Raw genomic sequence first — 21,648 nt, 5'->3', positions numbered from 1 at the left:
CATGGCGCCGTTGCTGAGCGTGGAAGAGCTGTCCAAGTCCTTCGCCGGGAACCAGGTGTTGCGGGAGGTGAGCTTCACCGTCGAGCCCGGAGAGGTCCTGGCGCTCGTCGGTGAGAACGGGGCCGGCAAGTCCACCGTGCTCTCTCTCGTCACCGGGCTGCTGACGCCCGACTCCGGCCGGGTCGTCCACGACGGCGCTCCCGTCACCCGGGCGTGGTCTCCCCACCGCGCCCGGGCCGCCGGGATCGGCTCCGTCCACCAGGAGTTGAGTCTCAACCCGCACCAGAGCGTCGCGGAGAACATCTTTCTCGGCGCCTGGCCCAGTCGGCGGGGCCTGGTGCGGGCCCGCGACCTCGCGGCGCGGGCCCTTCCCCTGCTGGAGCGGGTCGGCCTGGACGTCGACCCGCGCACCCGGGCCGGTCGCCTGTCGCTCGGCCGTCAGCAACTGGTCGAACTGGCAAAGGCGCTGGCCGGCGAACCGCGCCTGCTGATCCTCGACGAGGCGACCTCGGCACTCGACGAGGAACAGGTCGGCGCCGTCTTCCGGGTCGTGCGTGAACTGCGCGAACACGGCGGCTCAGTGATATTCGTCAGCCACCGCATGGCCGAACTCTTCGCCGTCAGCGACCGGTTGACCGTGCTGAAGGACGGGGCGGTGATGGCGACACGGGAACGGGAACGGACCGACCACGACGACATCGTGCGGCTGATGGTGGGGCGTGAACTCGCGGCCCTCTTCCCGGAGAAGGCGACCGAGCCCACCGGTGAGCCCCTGCTCCGGGCCCGTGACCTCACCGTCGCCGGCGCGTGCTCCGCCGTCGACCTGGACCTGGTTCCCGGCCGCATCCTCGGCCTCGGTGGACTACAGGGCCAGGGCCAGCGCGAGGTGCTGCGTGCCCTGTTCGGCCTGGCCCGCCACACGGGACAGGTCACGCTCGACGGGCGGCCGGTACGGCTGCGGTCTCCGCGTGACGCGATCCGGCACGGCATCGCCTACGTCCCCGAGGACCGCAAGACCGAGGGCGTGCACACCGCGCGCAGCGTCCGCGACAACCTCGCCCTGCCCAGCCTGCGCACCCTCGCCCCGGGTCGCCGTCTCACGACCGTCGACCGAGCCGCCGAGACGCGGCTGGTGGGCGAACTGATCGAGCGGTTGCAGGTCAAGGCCGCGTCGCCGGCGCAGGAGGCCCGCCGCCTGTCGGGCGGCAACCAGCAGAAGGTGGCGCTGGCCAAGTGGCTGCCGACCGGCCCCCGGGTCCTGCTGCTCGCCGAACCCACGCGGGGCATCGACATCGGCACCAAACGCGAGATCTACCACCTGCTGCGCCGCCTCGCCGATGACGGCCTGGCCGTGCTGGTCACCTCGGGAGACACCATGGAACTGGTCGGCCTCTGCGACGAGGTCGCGGTGCAGTACGAGGGCACGATCGTGGACCGCCTCGCGGGCCCGGCCCTGACGGAGGAACGCCTCGTACGGGCCTCGGTGATGGGCACGGCCACGGACCTGGCCGCGAACGTGCCGCCCGACCTGGACCCGGACCTCGACCTGGTTTCGGACCCGGACCCGGGCCTCGACCCGGTTTCGGATTCGGACCCGAAGACAGAGCCCGGGAGTGTGACCCATGCGTGAACGGATCACGTCGGCCGCCCGCGGAAACACCGACCTCGTGGGACTGCTCGTCCTCCTGCTGGCGGTGCTCGTGGCCTACCAGCACTACGACTCCAGCCTGCTCAGCCCCGCCTCCGTCACCATCCTCTCCGCGCAGTTCCTGCCGCTGATCCTGGCCGCCGCGGGGCAGACGACCGTGATGCTGCTCGGGGGGATCGACCTCTCTCTGGGCGCCGTACTCGGGCTCGCCATGGCCGTGTTCGCCACCTACGACGCACACAGCGCGGGCGGCGTCGTGACCGCGGTCGTCGCCGCCCTGTGCGCGGCCGTCGCGGCCGGCGCGGCCAACGGAACACTCGTGGCGTACGCCGGTCTGCCCCCGATCGTCGTGACGCTCGCCGCGTCGTTCCTGTGGAGCGGCGTCACCCTGATCGTCCTGCCGCAGCCCGGCGGACATGTCCCGGGCGGACTGGTGAACGCGTACAACAACGGCTGGAACGGCCTCGCGGTACCCGCCTTGGCCATCACCCTCGTGCTCGCCGCATGGAAGGTGCTGCGCACCACCCGCCACGGGCTCGCCCTCTACGCCGTCGGCGGCAACGAACACGGCGCCTACGCCAGTGGTCTGCACACCCGCGGTACGAAGATCGCCGGGTACGCGCTGGCGGGCGCGTTCACCGGACTCGCCGGGATCGGGCTGGCCGTGCAGACCGGCTCGGCGGATCCCACCATCGGCACGCCGTACACGCTCAACTCGATCGCCGCGTGCGTACTCGGCGGCATCAGCTTCTTCGGCGGGGTCGGCCGGATGCGCGGCACCGTCCTGGGCGCGCTGGTCATCGGTCTGCTCACCAACCTGCTGCTGTTCACCGGGATCTCGCCCTTCTACCAGCTCATCGTGCAAGGAGTGATCCTCGTGGTGGCGCTCGCCCTGAAGACGTACCTCACTCGGGAGGCCGCCGTATGACCGGCGTGACGGGCACGATCCGCAGGGATGCGGTCGTCGCGCTGCGCGGCAGCCGCGCGGCCTGGGCGTTCGGCGTCCTCGGCGTCACCTGGCTCGCGGCGATCCTGTTCGCGGACGGCTTCGACAGCGTCTCCAACGTCCGCTACCTGGTGCAGACGGCGTCGTTCCTGGGCATCGTCGCGGTCGGCCAGACCCTCGTCGTGATCATGAGCGGTATCGACCTGTCGGTGTCCGGCGTGGTCGCCCTGTCCGCGGTCGTCTGCGCCAAGGTCGCCTCCGGTACGGGCGGCGGCGTGAGCGGAATCATGGCGGCACTGGCGCTGAGCGCGCTGGTGGGCGCCGTGAACGCGGGCGGTGTGGTGTGGCTGCGGGTGCCGCCGATGGTGATGACCCTCGCCACCGGCACCATCCTGTCCGGCGCCCTGCTCGTGTACACCGACGGCTCACCCAGTTCGGCCCACCTGCCCCTGCTCGACTCTCTCGCCAACGGCCGACTGCTGGGGGTGCCCTGGGCGTTCGTGCTGTGGCTGGTCGTCACGGCCGTCGCCGGCTGGCTGCTGCACCTGTCCCGCACCGGCCGGTACGCGTTCGCGCTCGGCGCCGGCGAGCACGCGGCCCGCGCCTCCGGAGTGCCGCTCGGCGCGACGGCGTTCACCGCGTACGTGTCCTGCGCGCTGCTCGCCGGAGTGGCCGGACTGGTCCTGCTCGGCTTCACCGGAACCAGCTCGCTGACGATGGGCAATCCGTACCAGCTCCTGTCCATCGCCTCCGTCGTGCTCGGCGGCACCTCCATCCTCGGTGGCCGGGGCCACCTCCTCGGCACGGTCGGCGGCGCCCTGCTGCTCACCCTGCTGACCGCGCTGCTGATCTCCTGGAACCTCTCGGAGGGCGTCCGCCAGGTCGTCCTCGGCGTACTGATCATCGGCCTGTTGCTGGTCTATGCGAGGGAGCGCAGGACATGACGTCCCCGGCGTCCCAGGACGCGGCCGACGCTGTACGGGACATCGTCCGCGATCTCGTACGCATCCCCAGCGTGAACCCACGGGGCGCGCCGGGCGACGGGGGAGAGACGGCGGTGGCCGCCCGTGTACGGGACTGGCTGGGCCGGCACGGCGTACGGGCCGAACTGCACGAAGTACTACCGGGACGGTGCAACGTGGTGGCCGTCATTCCCGGCCGGGACCCGGCGGTCGTGCTCCTCGAATCGCACCTCGACACGGTCGAGACGGACGGCATGACGGTCCCGCCCCACGACGGCGAGGTCCGCGACGGCCGGCTGTACGGTCGGGGTGCCTGCGACGCCAAGGGGCCGCTCGCCGCGTTCATGCTGGCCGCCGCCGAACTCGCCCGTGGCGGGCCGCCCCCGCTCACTGTGGTGCTGGCCGGGGTCTGCGACGAGGAACACGCCTACCGGGGTGTCCTGCACCTGCTCGAAACGCTGGCCGACCGCCGTGTCGTCGGCGCGCTGGTCGGCGAGCCCACCGGACTGGTGCCGGCCACCGCCCACAAGGGCGTCGTGCGCTACACCGTGCGCACCACGGGCCGGCCAGGGCACAGCTCGCGCCCCGAGGAGGCGGTCAACGCGATCTCGCTGATGGCCCCCGTCATCGCCCACCTCGCCGCCACGCGCCTGGCCGTGGCACCGCACCCGCTCCTGGGAGCCGCCACCCGTTCGGTCACCCGGGTCCGCGGCGGCACGGGCCCCAACACCATCCCGGGCAGCTGCGAGGTGGACATCGACCGCCGCACGCTGCCCGGCGAGGACCCGGAAGTCGTCTGGCAGCAGGAGCGCGACGAACTCACCGCCCTCGGCACCGAGGTGGACCCTCCGTTCACCGTCGACCCGGCCCTGGACACCCCGCCCGACATCCCTGTCGTCACCGCACTGTGCGATGCCCTCGCCGCCCACGGCCGGCCCCGCGACCTCCAGGGCATGCCTTTCGGTACGGACGCCAGCAAACTGGCCCGGGCCGGGATCCCGTCGGTGGTCTTCGGGCCCGGCTCGGTGACGGACGCCCACGCGGCGGCCGAATCGGTGGACCTGGCGGAGGTGGAACTGGCCGCGCGGATCGTGGCGGCCACGATCCGCGAGACGGGGAAGCGGCTCCACGAGCGTTCACTTTCCTCCGTGGACGTCCCGCCGCCGGAGCGAGCCCGCAGGGATTCCTCCGCGGACGACGCCCTGCCGCGCGCGGCCGCGTCCGCCGACAAGCCGTCGCAGGAGCGAGTCCGCAAGGTCTCCCACGCAGACGTCCCGCCGCAGTGGCGGCGGCCATGCAACTGACCGACCACGTCCGTCTCCTCGCCAGCGGCGCCGCCGGGTTCGATCTCAGCGACCCGCTGGACTGCCACGTCTACCTCGTGCGCGGCAACCGCCGCAGTGTCCTCATCGACGCCGGCGCCGGCCGCTCCGCGCTCAGCATCCTGCGGAAAGCGGGCAGCACGGGCACCGACCCGGACCACCTCCTGCTCACCCACGGCCACGCCGACCACGCGGGAGGAGCCGCCGCTCTCGCCGAGGAACTGCCCGGACTGCGCGTGCTGGCCGGGGCCGCGGCGGTGCGCTGGATCGCCGAGGGCGACGAGCGGGGCCTCAGCGTGGACAGGGGCAAGGCCGCCGGTGTCTACCCTGCCGACTACGCCTTCCGGCCCTGCCCCCGCGTCGAACCCCTCACCGACGGCATGGAAATCGATCTGGGCGGCGGAGTCGTCGTCCGGGCCGTCGCCACCCCCGGCCATGCCGACGGCCACACCTGCTACCACCTGTTGACCCCGGCCTACCAGGCACTCTTCTCCGGAGACTGCGTCTTCACCGGGGGACGCATCTCGTTGCAGAATCTGCATGACTGCCGCGTGCCCGCGTACGCCGACAGTCTGATGCGGCTGGCCGCGCTCGACGTCGACGCGCTCTTCCCCGGCCACCACGAGGTCTCACTCGCCCGGGCCGGGAGGCACCTGGCCACCGCCCGCGACGCCGTCGCCCGCGGCCTGCTGCCGAGGAGTACGACATGACCGCACCGGTCCGCCGCAACCAGGCCACCTCGCTGCGCCGCGCCCTCACCGTCCTCGAGTACATCCGCGACCACGCCGGCACCGGCCGGGGCATGTCCCTGACCCGGATCGCGGAGGATCTCGGCATCAACAAGAGCACGGTGCTGCGCCTCACCTCACCTCTCATGGAGTCCGACCTGCTGGTCCGCGACCGCGAGACCGGCTGGTTCCGGCTCGGCCACGGCACCCTGCGGCTCGGCCAGGCCTACCTGTCCTCACTCGACCTGCGGACCGTCGCGGCCGAACCGCTGCGGGTGCTCCAGCACCTGGTGGGGGAGACCTGCCACCTGGTCGTCTACGAACCGCCGGACGTCGTCTACATCGACAAGGTGGAGAACGAGACCAACGTCCGCATGGGCTCCCGCATCGGCAGCCGCGTCCCCGCCTACCGCACCGCCGTCGGCAAGGCCATCCTCGCCTGGCAGGGCGAGGAGGCGTTCCGCGTAGTGGTGGCCGCCGGAATGCCGCCGGTCACCGCGCACACGGTCACCGACGCCGAACGACTGCGCCTCGAACTCGACCGGGTCCGGCGCCGGGGTTACGCGATCGACGACCGGGAGAACGAACCGGAGGTACGGTGCGTCGCCGCACCGGTCTTCGACCACACCGACGCGCCGGTCGGCGCCCTGAGCGTCTCCGGCCTCACCACCCGGATGACCCCCGCCCGGGTCCGTGAAGTGGGCCCCATGGTCGTCCGCATCGGCATGGAAATCTCCCACGTCCTCGGCTCCTCCCGCGGACGGGACCGCGACCAGCACAAGGCCACCGACCAGTGAAGGCCTTCCGGCCGACCGCCCCCCTGGGGGCCCCGCACTCCGCCCCTGCCCACCGCCCCGGAAAGCGACAGGATCGAACTCCATGCACCCCAGCCCACGGACGTCCCCGGTGCGCCCGACATCCCCGGCCGTCCCGTCCACGTCCTCCGTCTACACCTTCGTCGAGGACCTCCGCGCGGAGGGCACGGACGCCGTCCTCGACCGGGTCCTCGGCGCGTACGGCTGCGACACCCTCACCGTCGCCGCCGCCTACCACCGCGCCCGCGACGTCACTCCGCACGGCCCCACCCGGGTCACCCTTCGGCAGGACGGCACCCACTTCCCGCCGCCGGCCGACCTCTTCGACGGAGTGGGCCTGAAGCCGCCGGTGCAGCCCGGCGCCGAGCGGGAGCCACTGCGCGAACTGCGCCTGCGTACGGCGGAACGCGGCGCCGCCCTGCACGGCTGGACCGTCTTCCTGCACAACACCACGCTGGGCCTCGCCCGCCCCGACGTCACCCAGGAGAACTGCTTCGGCGACCGCGCCGCCCCCGCCGATCTGTGTCCCGCCAACCCGGACGTGCGGGAGTACGCCGTCGCGCTCGCCCGTTCCGTGGCCCGGCAGGGGGTGGACGCGGTGGTGTCCGAGTCACTGCACTTCGGCTCCTTCGGCCACGGCTACCACCACGAACGCAGCTTCGTACCGCTCGGCCCCGTGGAGGAGTTCCTGCTCGGTCTGTGCTTCTGCCCATCCTGCATCGAGCGCGCCGACAGCGCGGGAGTGGACTCCGCCGCGGCCCGCGCCGAGGCCACGCGCACCGTCGGTCGGCTGCTCGACGGCGCCGACCCGCTGCCGAACGCCCTCGTCCTCGAGGAACTCGCCGACGTGGCCGGGGAGTTCGTCGCCGCGTATGTACGGACTCGCTGCGACACCGTCACCTCACTCGCCGCTGCCGTGGCCGACGCCGTGGCGAGCGAGGGCTCTCGGCTGGTCTTCCTCGATCTGACCGGCGCGGTCAAGGGGTACGCGGACGGCCTGCCGACCGGCGCGCTCGCGGCCGAAGAGGCCTGGCGGATCGGTGTCGACCCCGCGACGGTCGGGGCCGTCGTCCCCGCCTACGCCATCCTCGCCTACGCCCGCGACCCGGCCCGCGTCGCGGCCGACACCGCCGCCTACCGGGCCGCCCTACCGGACACCTGCACCCTGCGGACCGTACTGCGCCCCGGGGCACCGGACACCGCGTCCGCCGACGCGCTCGCGGAGAAGACGGCAGCGGCCACCGGTCCCGGACATGCGGACGCCGTGGACTTCTACCACTACGGTCTGCTCCCGTACCCCGTGCTGGACCGCATCCCCACAGCACTCAAGGCGCGCGGCTGACGCCACGGCGCGACGGGTCGGCTGCGGACCCGGCAGGCGGACGGCCCGTCGGACGACCGGCGTACGTCCGTCATCGGCTCCCCAGCCCCGGCGACCGCCGATTTCCCATCCATGCTGGGGAAAGAACACGGATCGGCGTTGATCGGAAACAGCCGAGCCCAGGCGGTCGTGATCGCGTACGAGACAGGGCTGGTGACACCGGGAGGGTAGGTGGGCGCCACCGTGCTTCCGAAGCCCGCGCACGCGACCGCGGGGCGGAACGCACCCAGGCGGCTCGGCTCCCGCAGGCAACCCCGAAGAGCGCTGACCCCTCATACCAGTCGAAGCACCGGGATACTCGAAGAGGAGCGTCCGTTGGCCCGTCAGTGGTCCCGCCGGAAGTTCGTGGTCTACTCGCTCGCGGCATCCACGCTGACCGTCGCCGCGCCCCTCGGCTGTGACGCGGCTCCGGCGGAAGGCTCCGAGCCCACCGCGGCCACGACGCGCCGGCCGTCCGACGTCCTGGTGACCGGCACCGACGAGGAGATGCTGGTCCTCGAAGTCACCGAAGCCAACAAGGTCGTCGTACGACTGCCGCGCGTCGAGGTCGGCCAGGGCGTCACCACCGCGGTCGCCATGATGATCGCCGAGGAACTGGATGCCCGGCTCGCCGACGTCGACATCCCGCTCGCCGACGCCCGCGCCAAGGGCAACCAGTTCACGGGCGGTTCGAGCTCGGTGAGGTCGCTGTACGGTCCGGCCCGTGAGCTGGCCGCCGTGGCGCGTGCCAAGCTGGTGACCGCGGCGGCCAGGCGCTGGAACCTCCCCGCGCGGTCCCTGCACACCCGGAACACGAAGGTGATCGCACCGGACGGGCGTTCGGCCACCTTCGGTTCACTGACCGCGAGCGCCGCCCGGATCACCCGGCCGGCCGTGTCGAGCACACCCAAGCCCGCGTCCCGGCACCGGGTCATCGGGCGACCGACGACCCGGATCGACGCCCGGGACATCGTCACCGGCAAGGCCAAGTACGCCGGGGACCTGTCGGCGGCCGGAGCGAAGCCGACCGTGGTGGCCCGGCCGCCGACGCTCGGCGGGCAGCTCGTCTCGGTCGACTCCCGGGTCGCACGCGCGATGCCGGGCGTCCACGCCGTCGTCAAGGTCGCCGGTGGGGTCGCCGTGGTGGCGGAGTCCTTCCACCACGCCTTCAAGGCGAGAGACGCCCTGCGGATCACCTGGGCGCCGGGTCCGCTGGCGTCGCTCTCCGATGCCGCGATCCGCTCGCGGCTGCGGGCCGCCGTCCCACGGCTCGGCAACCCGCCGCGCGGATCGGCCCAGACGGAGGGCGAGTTCGAGTTCGCCTTCGTCAGCCACGCCCCCATGGAGGTGCTGACAGCGGTGGCGGACGTTCGTGCGGGCCGCGCCGAGATCTGGTTCTCCTCCCAGACGCCGATGGACGCGCGGGAGAGCATCGCCTCGGCGGTCGGGCTGCCCAGTTCGAAGGTGAAGGTGCACGTCATACGAGGCGGCGGCTCCTTCGGCCGGCGGCTGAACCACGACGCCGCGATCGAGGCGGCCCTCATCTCGAAGGCGGCACGCCGGCCGGTCAAGCTGATGTGGAGCCGCGCCGACGACATCCGGCACGGCCGGATGCGCCCGGCCAGCCATCACCGGATCCGGGCCAGCCACGCACGGGGCAGGGTGGTGGCGTTCACGCACGCGATGGCCTCGGTGAGCGAGTCGTACGAGGGGCAGGGCCTTTCCGCCCAGGGGTCCGCTCGGGAGGGGGTGACGCCGGCCGCCGCACCTGCTTCCGGCCCGCTGCCCAGCGACAGCGGCCTGTACAACTTCGGCCGGGTGTCCGGGAACTCGGGATCGGTCGAACTGGCGATACCCCTCGGCGCCTGGCGGTCGGTGGACTCCGGGACGATGCGGACCGCGGAGGAGATCGTCGTCGACGAGGTCGCGAGGACCCTGGGAAAGGACCCGGTCGCCTTCCGGCGCACCACGCTCAGGAACAAGGCCGTCAAGGCCGTGCTCGACAAGGTCGCGGACGCCGGTGACTGGGGCCGGACCCTGCCGGCCGGCCGGGCCCAGGGCGTCGCCGTCCACGAGGAGTACGGCTCCTGCGTGGCCTGCCTGGTCGAAATCGACGCCACCGACCGGAAGAACCCCCGGGTGACCAAGGTGGTGATGGCGGCCGACGTCGGAACGGCCGTCAACCCGCGCGGCCTCGAGGCGCAGCTCATGGGCACCGCGATCGACGGCATCTCCACCGTCCTCCAGGCCGGTCTGCACATCGACCGGGGCGCCGTCCGCGAGAGCAGCTACGCCGACTTCCACTACGCCCGTCAGCGGCACGCCCCGTTGCGCTTCGAGGCACACATCATGCCCTCCCGGCGGGAACCGGGCGGGGCGGGCGAACTCGGCGTCCCGGCCGCGGCCGGCGCCGTCGCCAACGCCTATGCCCGGGCGACCGGTTCCAAGCCCCGCCGCTTCCCTCTCCACTTCTGACCCGCCCTACGAGAAGGTGCTGATGCCCTCCTACTCCTTCGTCCTCAACGGGAAGCCGGTCACTGTCGAGGCCCCGTCCGACATGCCACTGCTGTGGGTCCTGCGGGACATGCTGAACGTCACGGGACCCAAGTACGGCTGCGGCGTCGGCGTCTGCCGTGCCTGTACGAGCCACCTCGACGGCGAGGAGATCCAGCCCTGTGTCGTGCGGGTCGCGGACTGTGCGGACCGCGAGGTCACCACGATCGAAGGCCTGGCCGACGGCGACAAGCTGCACCCCGTGCAGCAGGCATGGCTCGACCGCGATGTCGCGCAGTGCGGCTTCTGCCAGCCGGGCCAGATCATGGCCGCGGCGGCCCTGCTGAAGAAGACGCCCCGACCGACGGACGCCGACATCGACGACATCGAGAACGTCTGCCGCTGCGGTACCTACTCCCGGATCCGCGAAGCGATCAAGAAGGCCGCGGCGAACGGCTGACGGCCGGCCATGGGGGTCAGGGCGTCGTTTTCGGCGGTGCCATGGACATGCTCCGCCGTGGGTGTCCCGGCACCCCTCGCCGATCATGAGCGTCATCGCCACCGCCGCGATGACCGGTACCGGTGCCGCGGCCATCCTCGGCGGTCTGAAGGTCGCGGTGAACGCCGCCCTCGTGCTTTTCGGCGCCCTCACCAGCGCCCTGTTCCTGCGTGGTGCCCGGTCGAGCGCACAGTGACTCACGGCGGTACGAGCCCCGCTGCGGCCTGACCACCGGTGACGGGGCGGGTGCCCCACGTCCCCACAAACCCACTGGGCGGCGCGGTGGCTCGACGCGGGGACGCGGGGACGCGGCGCCCCGGAGATCCTCGCCGCCGTCCTGCCGACGCGGACACGCCGGACGGCGGCCCGTCCGCGTGGCCGACGACCACCACGGATCACGGCCCGTCGGCAGCGGCGGCGTTTCGTGATCACGGGCCGGACGGGAGGAGTTCCTCAGCGAGGCGAACCGGCGTCCCGTGTCGTTCGAGGACAAGGCGTGCCGTAGCGGCCATGGCCTCGTCGACCATCTCACCCTGGAATGCCACAGCGCCCGTCCCGTCGCCCTGTGCAGCCTCGACCGCCGCGATCAGCTCTGCGCAGCGGGCGAGTTCGTCGGGGCTGGGAGAGAACACCTCGTTGATCACGGGGACATGGGAAGGGTGGATCGCCATCATCCCCTCGTAGCCGAGGGAGCGGTTCTGTTCGGCGAGGGCACGCAGCCCCACCAGGTCGCTGATGCGCGTCCACAATCCGGTGACCGGGTGCGGCACTCCTGCTGCCCTGGCGTCCAGCAGGACGCGGGAGCGCAGAGCCACCGTTTCCTTTCCCTGTGGGCTCCAGCGGTAGCCGACGGCGCGTTCCACGTCGCCGCCCGGGGCGGTGAGTGCGCCCAAGTAGGCGATGCGTGACGCGGCTTGGGCGATGTCGTAGGCCTCGCGCAGGCCACGGGCCGTCTCCAGCAGGGGCACCAGGGCGACCCGCCCCGGCGACAGGCCCTGTTCCTGTTCGCACCAGTCCAGCAGCCGGTCGGCGAGCTTCACGTCCTGAGCTGAGCGGACCTTGGGGAGCACGATGCCGGTGAGCCCGGGCCGTACGATCGCCCGCAGTTCTTCGGCTCCCGCCCAGCTGTCCAGCGGGTTGACACGGACGAAGAGCGCCATCCGTCCCGCTTGATCGGTCGCCGCCGCGGCCCGGGTGATGGCGTCGGCCACCTGTGCCCGGGCGGCGAGCTTGCCGGAGGCGGGCACCGCGTCCTCCAGGTCGAGGACGGCCGCGTCGGCGCCCGCCGCCCGGGCCTTGGGCAGCCAGTCGGTTCTGGTGCCGGGGACGAAGAGCAGGGAGCGCAGCGGGGGCCGGTCGACCGCTCTCGTGTCCGCCTCGGCACGCCTCGCCGAAGACGCCTCAGATGACATCGCTCTTCTCCAGGTGAGCCAGTTCCTCCGCACTGAGTCCGAGCCACTGCCCGTAGACGAGGTGGTTGTCCTGCCCGAGGGCGGGTCCCGTGCGCCAGACCCGGCCGGGCCGCTGCCGGAAGTGCGGGATCACCGCCTGCATACGCACCGCACCGAGGTCGGGGTCGTCGACCGTGACGATGTCCTCGCGTTCGGCGTACACAGGGTCGGCGGCGATGTCAGCGGCGTCGAACACCCGTGAGGCCACGACTTCGGCACGGGCGAACTCCTCCAGGCACTCACCGGTGCCGCGCTCCGCCACCCAGTTCCGCAGGCCCTCGTCCAACTCCCCGCGCCGGTCGTGCTGTTGCCGCGCTGCGGCGAACTCCTTCTCGGGGAGTCCCAGCAGGCGGACGATGTTGCGGACCGAGCGCAGCGTCGCGGAGGTCACCGTGATCCACTCGCCGTCGCGGGAGCGGTAGGTGTTGATCACGGCCGCAGGGGCGACCGCCAGCTGGTTGCCGGAGCGGTCGGGCACTTGTCCCAACTGGTCGTGGACGATGACCTGCCACTCCACGAGACGGAACAGGGACTCGAAGAGAGCGAGGTCGATCCACTCGCCGTCGAAACCGGGGTCGTGGTCACGGCGGTGCAGGGCGGCGAGGACGGCGTAGGCGCCCATCAGACCGGTCACGGCGTCGCCGTGCGAGAAGCCGGTGTGGACGGGTGGGCCGTCGGGAAAACCGGTCAGATGGACGACTCCGCTGCGTGCCTCACCCATCTTGCCGAAGCCGGGGGCGTCCGCCTGCGACGAGGTGGCGCCGAATCCGGAGATCTGCAGCAGTACGGCCCGGGGATTGATCCGGTGCACGGAGTCCCAGTCGAGTCCCCAACTGCGCAGGCGTCCGGCGCGCAGGGTGACGATGACGACGTCCGCCCAGGCGACGAGCCGGCGGGCGACGGCCCGGCCGGCCTCCTGGTGCAGATCGAGGGTGACCGAGCGTTTGTTGCGGCCGGCGACCTTGAACCACAGAGGGACACCGTCACGTTGAGGCCCCATGGCGCGGGCCGCGTCTCCGGCGCCGGGGGGCTCGACGTGTACGACGTCGGCCCCTTGGTCGGCGAGCATCGAGCCCGCCAGCGGCCCGGCCACCACATGGGCGAACTCGACCACTTTCAGCCCGCGCAACTGCCCGCGTCCGGCGGTGTTCCGCTCGTCTTCCGACACCGATGCGCTCCCTCGACCCTGCTGTTTCGCGTTGGCCCCCGGCTGCGTCGTCGGCGTTGTGCGGCACGGTCGACGCCGTTCGGGTCTTCCACAGTGCAGGAGCGGGGAAATGCCTGTCGAGCAAAAGAAGGCCATCAATCAATGCGAAGAACGCATGAATGGGGAGGGGTGGTGGGCGGCCTCATGCCCACGAAACCCCGGGCGGAAGAGGGCGGCCCTGGAGGCGGAAGTCTTCGAGTGTCTCCAGGAACCGCTGCGTCACGACGGGGAGCGTTCGCCGAGTGCGCAGCGCGATGTCCAGGCGCCGGTCCACCACGGGTTCCACCAGAGGACGGCAGACGACGCGCCCGGCGCCCATGAGCGGGAGCACGAGGGCGGGCATCGCCGACACCCCGAGACCGGCGGTCACCAGTCCGCCCACGGTCGCGATACTGCCCGCCTCGGCCGCCGGTGCAGCGTGCGCGTCGATCTGGGCGAACGCCGCATCGGTGAGCCGGCGCACGCTCGAGTCGCGCCCGACGGCCAGGAACGGCCGGCGAGCCAGGTCGTCCCAGGCGACTTCGTGGCGGTCGGCGAGCGGGTGGCCTTCCGGCAGCACCGCGACGAAGCGGTCCCTGACCAGGGGGCGGTGCTCCAACTGCTCGGGCGGATCCCCGACGGTGGTGATCGCGAAATCGGCGTCACCGGACAGGACCCGGTCCAGGACCAGCCGCTCCAGCCCGTCGAGGAGGCGTACCGCCACCTGCGGCCGCCGCTCGCGGAAGCCGGAGATCACCTGCGGCAGGAGCACCGCGGCGACCGAGGGCAGGGTGGCCACGGCGACCGTTCCCGACTCGCCGAGCAGGAATCGCCTGAGTTCCTTCATGCCCGCCCGGTGAGCGGTGACGATCTGCTCGGCGATACGCAGGGCCTCGGCGCCCGCCGCGGTCAACTGCACGTTACGGGTGTCACGTTCGAGGAGTTGGACGCCGAGCAACCGCTCCAGGTCCGCGACGGCGCGGCTGAGCGAGGACTGGGACACGTGCATCTCCGCGGCGGCCGCGGTGAAGCTCGCGGCCCGGGCGACGGCCACGTATGCCGTCAGTTGTCGCAGGGTGGTGGCCTCCATGGCCGACGAGCATAGGCCCGCCCGCGCACATTGATGCGCTTATCGCATGGACAGATCTCGGTTTGATGCTGGACACCGATTCGGTGATGCTCCGAAACTCTCGCGTAACACCTCGGCTTGCCCCCGCCCAGCCCCGCCCACCGCCGCCGAGGGCCGTCCCCGAGAAAGCGAGCGCCGCCATGCCGGCAGCCCTGGGCTTCGCCACGATCGCCGTCCTGCTGCTGCTCACCATGACCAAACGCGCCTCGGTCCTGGTCGCTCTGATCCTGCTTCCGGTGCTGGCGGCGCTCATCGGCGGCTTCGCGAGCGATCTGGGCGAGCTGATTCTCGGTGGGCTGTCCAAGGTGGCCCCCACCGGCATCATGATCGCCTTCGCGGTCCTGTACTTCAGCCTGATGGTGGACGCCGGGCTCTTCGACCCCCTGATCCGTGGTCTGTTGCGTGCGGCGCGGGGGGACCCGTTGCGGATCACCGTCGCCACGGCCGTCCTCACGCTGTGCGTGGCCCTGGACGGCGACGGCGCCTCCACCTTCCTGATCACCGTCTCCGCGCTGCTGCCGGTCTACAAAAGACTCGGCATGAATCCCCTGGTGCTGTCCGGAGTGGTCTGCCTGGGCGCGGGCGTGATGAACATGGTCCCCTGGGGTGGTCCGACCGTACGCGCCATGGCGGCGCTGAAGCTGGACAGTTCCGAGGTCTTCAACCCCGTGCTGCCCGCGATGGGCTTCGGCGTCGCCTGGGTGCTGGTGGCCTCGTACCTGCTCGGCCGCCGGGAGCGCAACCGTCTCGGCACGCTGTCCCCGCGGGGTCCGGCCGCGGACGTGCCCAACGGCGAGGACGAGCGGGGCAACCGTGAACCCGCCGCCTCGACGACGACCGTGACTGCCGAGCCGAGCCGGCAGGTCACTCGGACGACGGCCGACGGGCAGGAACGTCAGGCCCTTGGATCCCCCGGGGACGGGCCCGGTGCCGTCCGGGTCCCGCCGCTCCCGCGGACCTGGCTGAACATCTTCAATCTCCTGCTCACCGTCGCTCTCGTGGTCTGCCTGATCCAGGAAGTGCTGCCGCTTCCGGTGCTGTTCGTCCTCGGGTTCGCGATCGCGGCGCTGGTCAACCACCCCACCTGGGAACAGCAACAGGCGCTGCTCGACAAGCACGCCAAGAGCGTGGTCCTGGTCACCACGATGATCTTCGCGGCCGGTGTCCTCACCGGGATCCTCAGCGGCACCAGGATGATCGACGAGATGGCCGAGACGTTCGTCTCCGTCGTCCCCGACTCCTTCGGGTCGCACCTGCCCGTCGCGGTGGCCGTCACCGGCATGCCGCTGAGCCTGGTCTTCACCCCGGACGCCTACTACTTCGGGGTGCTGCCCGTGCTCGCCGAGACCGCGAACGGTTTCGGCACGGACCCGGCCGAGGTCGCCCGGGCCGCCATTCTCGGCCAGATGACCACCGGGTTCCCGCTCAGTCCGCTCACCGCGTCCACGTTCATCCTGGTCGGCATGAGCGGTGTGTCGCTCGGCGAACACCAGCGCTTCATCTTCCGCTGGGCCTTCGGCACCACCCTCGTCATGACCGCCGGCGCCCTGGTGACCGGCGCCTTCCCCCTGTGACCGGTGTCCCGCCGACCGCGTACTCCCGGCAGCCACCGCGCACGCCGCTCAGGTCCACGACGTGCCACCCGCTTGCGAAGCCCGGCGGAGGCCCGGAGCCGGGCGACCGGAGCCACCCACAGAGGCACCTGGTCCGGGTGCCCCCACCGACTGAGACGAGGACACATGAGACGGATCACCAGACGTACGGTGCTCGCCGCCACCGCGGGTGCGGTCACGGCGCCGGCCGTGAGCACGGCAACCGCCGCGGCCGCCGACCCCACGACGACCACAACCGAGGGACGACAGGCGGCCTCAGGACTCAATCCGGTCCTGCGAACGGACCTCGTCACGCAGGTGACGCCGAGGAACAACTGGCTGGTGACGGCCGTCGCCATCCAGTACGCGCAGCGCATCGACCTACGCGGCGGGGTGATCCCACCCTCCGCCTTCGAGGTGCGGGCCACAGTCGGCGGGCAGACAGCGGCTCGCACGGTGACCCAGGTCTACTCCGGCACCGCCGCCGAAGTGGACGACCGGTCCCACCCAGGACGGCCGGGGGACCGCCTGATCGTCGAACTCGACCCGAACGACCCCAACGCGCGGGCAGCCGGCACCGATCCCCTGCCGCTCGACCGCACGTACTCCGTCAGACAGGTGGCGGACGTACGTGCCCCGGGAGGTGAACCGGTACTCAGGGCCGGTCCGTTCGCGAGCCGGAACGACGACGTCATCACTCCCGTGGTCGACGACTTCACCGCCGGCTCCTTCACCGACTCCGCGGGTTTCGACATGGACTTCCGGCTGTACCAGCCCGCGGACTTCGTACGGAACCCTCGGACGCGCACGCGGTACCCGCTCGTCGTCACCCTGCACGGCGGTGGCGAGGTCGCGGACAACAACATGACCCAGCTCACCTCCAACCGGATCGCGGTCACGTTCGCCAAGCCCGAACGACAGCGCCGTGACCCCGCGTTCGTCCTCTCTCCCCAGATCCCCCTGCCCCGTCCCATGGACGGACCCGACGGCACGGACTGGACCGACGCCAAAGTCCAGGCCGCGCTGAGCGAACTCATCGACACCTTCGTGCGCGAGCACTCCCGAGCCGTGGACACCAACCGGCTCTACCTCGTCGGACTGTCCTCGGGCGGTCGCGGTATCTACAGCCTGCTGGCGAAGCGACCCGACGTGTTCGCGGCCGCCCTGCCCACGGCCGGCTGGGGCGACCCGGCCACCATGGAAAAGATCACGCACATCCCGATCTGGGCCGACCACTCCGTCGACGACCCGGTCGTCCCCTACCGCGAGGGCAGGTTCGGCAAGCCCGGCACCTGGACGCTCATGAACGCCCTGGAGACCGCGGGCGCGCGGGTCAGCCGAGGGGAGTGGGCCAACGATCTGCCGAAGGCGCAGTTCGAGGCCCGGTCCCGGGCGCTCCTGCGGCAGGCCCGGGCCACCCGCAGCCACGTCCTGTTCACCAGCTACACGCCGGGAACGACACCGGTGAACCCGCACCTCGCATGGGCCCAGACGTACGAGAACGACGTGGTCGTCGACTGGCTCTTCGAACAGTCCCGCTAGCCGGCCCCTCGCTGTCCGGTTACCGCGCTCTCACCGCCTTCCGGAGGTAGATCCATGCATTCACCCGGTCGCTCGACCGACACGACCGTGCCGTTACGGACCCGACCCCCTGCCATGACGGCACTGATCGCACTGGTCACCGCCATCGGCTTGGCGCTGACTCTGCTGACAGCCGCCGCCCCGCCGGCGGCCGCCGCCGACCTGCTGTCCCAGGGCAAGCCCGCGACCTCCTCGTCCACCGAGAACGCGTCCACCCCCGCGTCGGCGGCGGTGGACGGCGACACCGGTACGCGCTGGTCGAGCACGTTCAGCGATCCGCAGTGGCTGGGAGTCGATCTGGGCTCCACCGTCACCGTCAGCCGAGTGGTGCTGCGCTGGGAGGCCGCGTACGCCCGCGCGTTCCAGATCCAGACCTCCGACAACGGCACCGCCTGGACCACCGTCTACTCGACCACGACAAGCACCGGCGGCCTTCAGACCCTCGACGTGAACGGCGACGGCCGGTACGTCCGCGTCCACGGCACCCAGCGGGGCACCGCCTACGGCTACTCGCTGTGGGAGTTCCAGGTGTACGGCTCCGGTGGCGGCACCCCTCCGGGCAACGGGATCCCGGACCCGACGACCGCTTCCCTGGAGGCCACCAACGGGCCGCTGACCACCGCCACTTACACCGTTCCCCGTCCCGTCGGGTACGGCTCCGGCACGGTCACGTACCCGACGACCGGTGGCCCGTACCCCGGCGTCGTACTGATGCCGGGCTATCAGGGCACACAGCAGAACCTGCAGTGGCTCGCACCGCGCCTGGCTTCCTGGGGCTTCGTCGTCATCAACGTCGGAACCAACACCCTCACCGACGATCCCGCATCGCGTGGCCGCCAGATCAGCGCCGCCGGCACCCAACTGCTCGCGCTGGGCAACGCCACCGGCAACCCCATAGCGGGGAAGGTCAACGGCACGCTCGGCGCGGTCGGCCACTCGATGGGCGGAGGCGGCGTCATGGCGGCCCTCCGGGACGACTCGCGCTTCCGGGCGGGCGTGCCCACGGCCCCGTACTACCCGAACGTGAACTTCTCCTCGGTCACCGACCCCACGTTCTTCCTGACCTGTGAAAGCGACCCCGTCGCCCACGGCAACAGCTACGCGGTGCCCTGGTACAACTCCATGTCCCAGGCGGAGAAGCTCTACATCGAGGTGCCGGGCGACCATCTGTGCCCGATGACGGGCTACGGCGACAAGGCCAAGCAGGGCAAGTGGATCGTGTCGTTCCTCAGTCTCTGGCTGCGTGCCGACACCCGCTTCAGCCCGTTCCTGTGCGGTCCCGTCCGGGACAGCGACAAGAACAACACCTCCCTGGTCACGCGCTGGATGGACACCTGCCCGTACTGACCGGCTCGCTCGGAGCGCTCCGCGGCCCGCCGACGCAGCGCTCCGATCCTGCTCCCCACCCGTCACGGAAGCCCCGCCGAGGCACAGCGACACGGACGGGCCGAACGGCCACACCCGCCACTCGACCGGGTCCAGGCCCTACGTGGAGCGGTGTGTCGCCGCGGGACGCACGAGCGCCACCCCACCGCACCGGGAGCCGGCAGGACGCGCCCCTGTCGCCCGGCGGATGGTCCGCGCCCCCATCGCCACCTTGCGCGCCGCCCCGTCGGACGCGTCGCCCCATGCGTGAAAGCCCCGGCGTTCACGCCGGGGCTGAAGCGCATGGCTTGTGAGCGCGCGCCGTACGGCCGGGTTTCTTCAGGCGGCCGACGACCTCACGGCACTCGCGGCCGCACGGGATGGGTGAAGCAGACGAGGCGTCACGCCGGTTGCGGGGCGAAGGGATGCAACTCCTCGGCTCCGGCGTGTACGACTCCGTAGCTGCTCTCGGGTACCTCGTTCCAGGCGCCAGGCAGATCACCGACGGGCTCGGACACGAAATCCTCGAGAACGGGAACAGCACGAACGGGAGCGGCACAGGCGTACGTGGGGGCGAAGGGGAGGTGCGAGCGGCAGGGTTCATCCCGGCCGAACGGCCCCGGCGACAAGGGCTGTCGCGGCGTCCGCGCAGCCCCAGGCCAGGGTGACTCCGGCGCCTCCGTGGCCGTAGTTGTGCACCAGCCGTCGCACCCGTCCGTGAGGGTGCGGGTCGGCCTCCAGGCGGACGCCGCCGTCCCGGTACGGTCGCAGGCCCACCCGGTGGCCGAGGACCGGTACGCCGGCCAGTTCCGGCAGCAGTTCGGTGCAGCGGCGCAGGATCGCGGCGGCGGTGGCCGGGGATGGCGTGGTGTCCCACTCGCCGATCTCGAAGGTGCCGCCGAGGACGATGTCCGTGCTGCGGGGGTGGACGTAGGTGTAGCCGTCGGCGTTGTCCGCGTCGCGTACGGACGTGTGCAGACCGGGGTTGGCGACGAGGACCAACTGCCCCCGCACCGGCCGCACTTCGGTGTCGCCGCACAGGGCGCGGGCGCCCAGGCCGGAGGCGTTCACCACTGCGGGCGCCCATACGCTCGCCTGTTCCAGGGCGTCGATACGGCGATGGATCAGCGTGCCGCCTGCCTCGGACACGCTCTGCTGGAGCCAGGGCAGGTAGCGGGACATCTCCACGGACGGAACGGTGAACGCCCAGCCCGCGGTGAAGGGGGCCCGTACTTCGTCCCTTCGCAGGACGCGGAGGTCGGGGACGGCAGCGGCCCACCAGGGGACGTCGTGGGCCGGGCCGCGCAGCAGCATCCGGGTGGGGCGCATGACCACGCCGGGTACCCCGTCGGACGCCTGGCGGGCGAACTCGTCGTAGGTGTGGGCGGCCCAGTCCAGTACGCGCGCCTCGAACCGGGTGCGGGTCGGATACCAGACGGCCGCCGCGACGGAGGACGTCGTCACGATCGACGGCTCGGCCGCGACCACAGCGACGCGGGCACCGGCCTGCTGCAGGCGCAGTGCGGTGGTGAGCCCGATGACTCCGGCGCCGACGACGACCGCGTCGAACCTGTCGCCCATGCTTCCCCCTTGATCGCCGAACCGTGTGCTTCCCACTGTCGGCGGGGAGCTGACGAGCTGTCCAAGACCAGTCATGTCCAATGCCATAAGGCGTGCTTATAGTTGAGGATGGACCTGCGGCGGCTGCGGTATTTCCGCGTGCCGGCCGAGGAGTTGAACTTCACGCGGGCCGCGCTCCGGCTGCACATCGCCCAGCCCGCCCTGAGTCAGCAGATCAGGGCGCTGGAACGGGACATCGGTGCTCCGCTGCTCGCACGCACCAGCCGGGGCTGCCGGCTGACCGTCGTCGGCGAGGTCGTGGCTCACGAAGCCGGTGAACTGCTGGCCCGCGCGGACGCGGCGCGGGAACGGATCCGTGCAGCCGTCGGCGGGCACCAGGGGCAACTGCGCCTGGCCCTCACCCGCTCCGCCCGCGGCGGCTGCGTCGACGCCCTCCTCGCCGCGTTCCGTACCCTCCATCCGGACGTGGATCTCGTCGTACGGACGGGGTGGACGGCGCACAACATCACCGAGCCGGCCGGGAGGCTGGATGCCGCCTTCGTACGGCCGCCGCTGGACGACGCGGGCCTGGAGTGGCGGCGCATCGCCCGCGAGGAACTCCTCGTGGCCGTGCCCGCCGATCATCCTCTCGCCCGTGAACGCAGGGTCACCCGCGGGCGCATCGCCGCCGAACCCGTGATCCTCTGGCCGCGCGAGAACGCCTCCGGAATGCACGACGTGATCTCCCGGCAGCTGTGGCCCGACGGCGGGCCGCGCATCGTGCGGGAAGAACCCGACGACGAGCAACTCCTCCTCAGCGTCGCCGCGGGCACCGGCATCGCCCCGGTGCCCGAGGGGCGTGCCCGTGCGCTGCGGATTCCAGGGGTGCGGCTCAAGCGGGTGACCCCGCCCATCCCCACCGCGGACCTCGCCCTGGCCCACCGGTCGGCAAGCACCGCGCCGGCACTGCGAGGGCTCCTCAGCCTCGTCGGCGCTCTGCCCGGGGCCTCG

At 71.7% G+C, this 21,648-nt stretch carries 17 protein-coding genes and 2 pseudogenes; 14 read left to right on the top strand and 5 right to left on the bottom strand.

The window, feature by feature from the left end; all coding sequences use genetic code 11:
* Position 1 precedes the first annotated feature (1 nt).
* From QF027_RS16135 to QF027_RS16090, 10 genes are all read left to right on the top strand, one after another.
* A complete protein-coding gene (locus QF027_RS16135; RefSeq protein ID WP_307075268.1) occupies positions 2 to 1,630 on the top strand; it encodes a sugar ABC transporter ATP-binding protein in 1,629 nt (542 codons plus the stop codon).
* Complete coding sequence (locus QF027_RS16130) at positions 1,623 to 2,576, top strand: ABC transporter permease (RefSeq protein ID WP_307075266.1); 954 nt, start codon at positions 1,623 to 1,625, stop codon at positions 2,574 to 2,576. Before QF027_RS16135 ends, QF027_RS16130 begins: the two co-directional genes overlap by 8 nt.
* On the top strand, positions 2,573 to 3,538 hold the full coding sequence (locus QF027_RS16125) for an ABC transporter permease (protein ID WP_307075264.1): 966 nt from the start codon (positions 2,573 to 2,575) through the stop codon (positions 3,536 to 3,538). The genes QF027_RS16130 and QF027_RS16125 overlap by 4 nt, the downstream gene beginning before the upstream one ends.
* Positions 3,535 to 4,860, top strand: coding sequence for a M20 family metallopeptidase (locus QF027_RS16120; protein WP_307075262.1), 1,326 nt, complete (start codon positions 3,535 to 3,537; stop codon positions 4,858 to 4,860). The genes QF027_RS16125 and QF027_RS16120 overlap by 4 nt, the downstream gene beginning before the upstream one ends.
* Positions 4,851 to 5,588 (top strand): MBL fold metallo-hydrolase, encoded by a 738-nt coding sequence (locus tag QF027_RS16115; RefSeq protein WP_307075260.1) that lies wholly within the window; start codon positions 4,851 to 4,853, stop codon positions 5,586 to 5,588. Before QF027_RS16120 ends, QF027_RS16115 begins: the two co-directional genes overlap by 10 nt.
* The gene (locus tag QF027_RS16110) at positions 5,585 to 6,403 is read left to right on the top strand and encodes an IclR family transcriptional regulator (RefSeq protein WP_306981682.1); all 819 of its coding nucleotides are present in this window, start codon (positions 5,585 to 5,587) and stop codon (positions 6,401 to 6,403) included. Before QF027_RS16115 ends, QF027_RS16110 begins: the two co-directional genes overlap by 4 nt.
* Positions 6,404 to 6,485: 82 nt before the next feature.
* On the top strand, positions 6,486 to 7,763 hold the full coding sequence (locus tag QF027_RS16105; protein ID WP_306981685.1) for a hypothetical protein: 1,278 nt from the start codon (positions 6,486 to 6,488) through the stop codon (positions 7,761 to 7,763).
* Positions 7,764 to 8,147: 384 nt separating this feature from the next.
* The gene (locus QF027_RS16100; protein ID WP_307082385.1) at positions 8,148 to 10,256 is read left to right on the top strand and encodes a xanthine dehydrogenase family protein molybdopterin-binding subunit; all 2,109 of its coding nucleotides are present in this window, start codon (positions 8,148 to 8,150) and stop codon (positions 10,254 to 10,256) included.
* Between the two features lie 22 nt (positions 10,257 to 10,278).
* A complete protein-coding gene (locus tag QF027_RS16095; RefSeq protein ID WP_306981686.1) occupies positions 10,279 to 10,734 on the top strand; it encodes a (2Fe-2S)-binding protein in 456 nt (151 codons plus the stop codon).
* Positions 10,735 to 10,819: 85 nt separating this feature from the next.
* A complete protein-coding gene (locus QF027_RS16090; RefSeq protein ID WP_306981689.1) occupies positions 10,820 to 10,969 on the top strand; it encodes a hypothetical protein in 150 nt (49 codons plus the stop codon).
* Between the two features lie 232 nt (positions 10,970 to 11,201).
* On the opposite strand, the gene QF027_RS16085 is transcribed toward QF027_RS16090, so the two are convergent.
* The 3 genes from QF027_RS16085 to QF027_RS16075 form a co-directional block, all read right to left on the bottom strand.
* The gene (locus QF027_RS16085) at positions 11,202 to 12,185 is read right to left on the bottom strand and encodes an HpcH/HpaI aldolase/citrate lyase family protein (protein WP_307075258.1); all 984 of its coding nucleotides are present in this window, start codon (positions 12,183 to 12,185) and stop codon (positions 11,202 to 11,204) included.
* Positions 12,175 to 13,392 carry a CaiB/BaiF CoA transferase family protein gene (locus QF027_RS16080; protein WP_306981693.1) on the bottom strand — a complete coding sequence of 406 codons (1,218 nt, stop codon included), beginning with the start codon at positions 13,390 to 13,392 and terminating at the stop codon, positions 12,175 to 12,177. The genes QF027_RS16085 and QF027_RS16080 overlap by 11 nt, the downstream gene beginning before the upstream one ends.
* A 181-nt stretch (positions 13,393 to 13,573) precedes the next feature.
* The gene (locus QF027_RS16075) at positions 13,574 to 14,500 is read right to left on the bottom strand and encodes a LysR family transcriptional regulator (RefSeq protein WP_307075256.1); all 927 of its coding nucleotides are present in this window, start codon (positions 14,498 to 14,500) and stop codon (positions 13,574 to 13,576) included.
* Between the two features lie 179 nt (positions 14,501 to 14,679).
* Here QF027_RS16075 and QF027_RS16070 point away from each other — a divergent pair, with 179 nt between their 5' ends.
* The 3 genes from QF027_RS16070 to QF027_RS16060 all read left to right on the top strand — a co-directional run bounded on the left by QF027_RS16070 (position 14,680) and on the right by QF027_RS16060 (position 19,059).
* Positions 14,680 to 16,113: a CitMHS family transporter gene (locus QF027_RS16070; RefSeq protein ID WP_307075254.1), complete on the top strand. Its 1,434-nt coding sequence runs from the start codon at positions 14,680 to 14,682 to the stop codon at positions 16,111 to 16,113.
* Positions 16,114 to 16,278: 165 nt separating this feature from the next.
* Positions 16,279 to 17,673 carry a prolyl oligopeptidase family serine peptidase gene (locus QF027_RS16065; protein WP_307075251.1) on the top strand — a complete coding sequence of 465 codons (1,395 nt, stop codon included), beginning with the start codon at positions 16,279 to 16,281 and terminating at the stop codon, positions 17,671 to 17,673.
* Between the two features lie 114 nt (positions 17,674 to 17,787).
* On the top strand, positions 17,788 to 19,059 hold the full coding sequence (locus tag QF027_RS16060; RefSeq protein ID WP_307075249.1) for a poly(ethylene terephthalate) hydrolase family protein: 1,272 nt from the start codon (positions 17,788 to 17,790) through the stop codon (positions 19,057 to 19,059).
* Between the two features lie 419 nt (positions 19,060 to 19,478).
* Here QF027_RS16060 and QF027_RS16055 read toward each other — a convergent pair.
* Together QF027_RS16055 and QF027_RS16050 are read right to left on the bottom strand one after the other, a co-directional pair.
* Positions 19,479 to 19,595 (bottom strand): annotated as a pseudogene (locus QF027_RS16055) (class II glutamine amidotransferase); the annotation flags it as partial.
* An 82-nt stretch (positions 19,596 to 19,677) separates the two neighbouring features.
* Entirely contained in the window at positions 19,678 to 20,658 is a 981-nt protein-coding gene (locus QF027_RS16050; protein WP_307075247.1) for an FAD-dependent oxidoreductase, read from the bottom strand.
* Positions 20,659 to 20,766: 108 nt separating this feature from the next.
* Between QF027_RS16050 and QF027_RS16045 the strand changes: the two are divergent.
* A pseudogene (locus tag QF027_RS16045) lies at positions 20,767 to 21,615 on the top strand (LysR family transcriptional regulator); the annotation flags it as partial.
* Positions 21,616 to 21,648 lie beyond the last annotated feature (33 nt).

It is taken from the genome of Streptomyces canus, from assembly GCF_030816965.1.
In the GTDB taxonomy this organism is placed as follows: domain Bacteria; phylum Actinomycetota; class Actinomycetes; order Streptomycetales; family Streptomycetaceae; genus Streptomyces; species Streptomyces canus_E.
This window is presented reverse-complemented; position numbering and strand designations above follow the sequence as displayed.